Here is a 2,541-nt window from a genome sequence, read left to right on the forward strand (position 1 = left end):
GTGCGCGGTTTTGTAAATTATTTTAGTATAGCCAATTGTAAGCGAGAGCTAAAAGCCTTGGCAGGTTGGATCAGACGAAGACTAAGGGCAATACAGCTGAGGTTGTGGAAGAAGCCATCAAGGCTACATCGACGACTAAAGCAGTTAGGGAAAAAGCCACCGTTTAAGTTCATAAAGATGAACTCGTGGCGTAACTCACTAAGCCCTTTATCTTGTGTATCGATGCCAAACCAATGGTTTGAGGAGCTTGGTTTATATCCAATAGAAAAAGTGAATACGGGATGGCTTGCTTTATCAGCGTTTAGGAAATAAGTTGATAAAATGTGAAGGGTACAGGAGCCGTATACGAGGTCCGTACGTACGGTTCTGTGAGAGGGATGAGGCATAAGCCTCACCCTACTCGATGTGCTCGTATTTTGAGCCCTTTAAATCAATTTTAATATTTCAATGCTGGCTATTACTAACAACCAAAATACACGGGCCTGATTTAACCTATTAATTATTACAGGTACATCCTCGGGTGTAGGTAGTCTATCAGTACCAATACGCATTTTATTAAAGCGAGTTCCAAAATAAACAGCTGGTCCGCCCAGCTGCACGCCAAGCGATGCAGAACATGTGCTTAAGAGCCAGCCTGTATTTGTTTGATAAAAATGCCTGCCATAATGCTTTATATAATGCATGCTTTGTTTGCTTGCTCGACTTGCTGCAATAGTTAAAGCGAGTAAGCGCATGGGAATATATTCAATAATAAACAAGAGTGTTTTAAGCGGTTTTAAAAAGTAACTATTTGGGGGGATATCACTACGCCAGGCTTGTTGTATTAAGGTAAGTAACCGATAGGCAAGGGCAGCAATAGGACCAAATGCTAAAAATATAAATATGACTACGAAATAGTATCGAGCGGTGCGCAGTATTAAGCTCTCAATTAATGCTTTGATAATACCAGCAGATGAAAGTCTATTAACTTCACGGGCAAGCAGTGGTTTTAGTAATTCGCGTGCTGTGGATTTTTGATTTTGTTTAGTTAGCTTTGCAATGCGAAGTGCTTTTTTATCAATGCTCTTACTTTCTAGGCATAAATATAAAATAAGGCCAGCGAGTAATTCAGGATAAAAAGCAAACTCGAGTAGTAACACTACAATAATGAGAATAACACTTAAAATAAGTGAGCTTGCGAGGATAGCTGCCAAATATTGATAGCTTTTAGGTTCTTTGCTTTTGTATATACGTTTGCCAATAGCACTAAAAACAGCATTTAACGCCGTATTAGGATGATACCAGCTAATAAGGGGAATAAAGCGCTCAGCAAGGAGCGCTAGTATAAAGGCAATAAAGTCCAAGTGATTTTGAACAATATTGCTAAGCATTTACAGAGATACTGCTGTAAGCTTTTCTAAAAGTGCAACAACCATTTTAGATGAGTTGATTGATGCTGTTTCTAGGTATTCTTCAAATGATTGTGGTGACTCTTTACCAGCAATATCAGACATTGAGCGAATTACAACAAATGGTGTGTTTAGCGTAAAACACGTTTGTGCAATTGAAGCGCCTTCCATTTCAACAGCAAGCATTGTAGGAAAATCACTACGTGCTTTATCAATGCGTATAGGGTCACACATAAATGTGTCACCAGTACAAATTAAGCCAACGAGTGTTTTAACATCACTGATTTGTTCGATAGTTTGCTGTGCTGCTTCAACTAATTTAGGGTGTGCTGCAAAGCCTGCCGGCATTTGTGGTACTTGGCCAATTTCGTAGCCAAAAGCAGTTACGTCTACATCGTGGTGACGTACTTCTGACGAAATTACTACATCGCCTACACTAAGAGAAGGATCGAATCCACCGGCTGAGCCTGTGTTAATTATGCAATCAGGTTTGAAGTTATCGATCAGTAAGGTAGTTGCAATAGTTGATGCGACTTTACCAATACCAGATTGAACAAGTGTCACCGTGTTACCAGCCAACTCGCCAGTATAAAAAGTGAAACCTGCTTTAGTTAAAATTTGTGGGTTTTGCATAGCTTCACGTAAAATTTTAACTTCTGGCTCCATTGCGCCAATAATACCAACATTCATAAAGTTTAATTCCTGAGTTTGAATCACTTGATTATACGTGAAGTTAGCAATAAAAAACATCGAGTAGGGTGAGGCTTATGCCTCATCCCTCTCACAGAACCGTACGTACGGACCTCGTATACGGCTCCTGTACCCTTCACATTTTATCAACTTATTTCCTAAACGCTGATAAAGCAAGCCATCCCGTATTCACTTTTTCTATTGGATATAAACCAAGCTCCTCAAACCATTGGTTTGGCATCGATACACAAGATAAAGGGCTTAGTGAGTTACGCCACGAGTTCATCTTTATGAACTTAAACGGTGGCTTTTTCCCTAACTGCTTTAGTCGTCGATGTAGCCTTGATGGCTTCTTCCACAACCTCAGCTGTATTGCCCTTAGTCTTCGTCTGATCCAACCTGCCAAGGCTTTTAGCTCTCGCTTACAATTGGCTATACTAAAATAATTTACAAAACCGCGCAC

At 40.0% G+C, this 2,541-nt stretch carries 4 protein-coding genes; 1 reads left to right on the forward strand and 3 read right to left on the reverse strand.

Going from position 1 to position 2,541, the window contains the following annotated elements:
* The coding region (locus L655_RS0103480; RefSeq protein ID WP_024605253.1) for a group II intron maturase-specific domain-containing protein at positions 1 to 312 on the forward strand (312 nt) is incomplete at its 5' end.
* A gap of 113 nt (positions 313 to 425) precedes the next feature.
* On the opposite strand, the gene ampE is transcribed toward L655_RS0103480, so the two are convergent.
* From ampE to L655_RS0103495, 3 genes are all read right to left on the reverse strand, one after another.
* Positions 426 to 1,370, reverse strand: coding sequence for a regulatory signaling modulator protein AmpE (gene ampE, locus L655_RS0103485; RefSeq protein WP_024604113.1), 945 nt, complete (start codon positions 1,368 to 1,370; stop codon positions 426 to 428).
* Positions 1,371 to 2,078, reverse strand: a complete 708-nt coding sequence (gene mtnN / locus L655_RS0103490) for a 5'-methylthioadenosine/S-adenosylhomocysteine nucleosidase (protein WP_024597687.1) — start codon at positions 2,076 to 2,078, stop codon at positions 1,371 to 1,373.
* Positions 2,079 to 2,229: 151 nt separating this feature from the next.
* Positions 2,230 to 2,541, reverse strand: a 312-nt coding sequence (locus L655_RS0103495; RefSeq protein ID WP_024605253.1) for a group II intron maturase-specific domain-containing protein, incomplete at its 5' end; no start/stop codon positions are given.

This window comes from Pseudoalteromonas sp. TAE79 (assembly GCF_000498015.1).
Lineage (GTDB): Bacteria > Pseudomonadota > Gammaproteobacteria > Enterobacterales > Alteromonadaceae > Pseudoalteromonas.